Origin of the sequence: Methylobacterium sp. J-067, assembly GCF_022829465.1 — a bacterium.
Lineage (GTDB): Bacteria > Pseudomonadota > Alphaproteobacteria > Rhizobiales > Beijerinckiaceae > Methylobacterium > Methylobacterium litchii.
In genome coordinates this window covers 1-300 of record NZ_JAKSXZ010000055.1, presented here as the reverse complement: position 1 = coordinate 300, position 300 = coordinate 1, and the positions used below count along the sequence as shown (strand labels likewise).

Below are 300 nucleotides of genomic sequence, written 5' to 3'. Positions count from 1 at the left end.
TGCTCCACCGCCGCCGCGATCGAGGTCGCCGTGGCGCTGATGTCGCGGATCCGCTGGGTGATGCCGCCGATGGCCGCCACCGCCTGGCCCGTCGAGCCCTGGATCCGGCTGATCTGCGCGGCGATCTCCTGCGTCGCCCGCGCCGTCTGGCTCGCGAGTTCCTTCACCTCGGCGGCCACCACGGCGAACCCCTTCCCCGCCTCGCCGGCCCGCGCCGCCTCGATGGTCGCGTTCAGGGCGAGCAGGTTCGTCTGGCCGGCGATGGAGGAGATCAGCCCCACCACGTCGCCGATGCGCTCC

At 73.7% G+C, this 300-nt stretch carries 1 protein-coding gene; it reads right to left on the bottom strand.

The window, feature by feature from the left end; all coding sequences use genetic code 11:
* Positions 1–300: methyl-accepting chemotaxis protein (locus MKK52_RS05290; RefSeq protein WP_243952779.1), on the bottom strand; the 300-nt coding region annotated here is incomplete at both ends.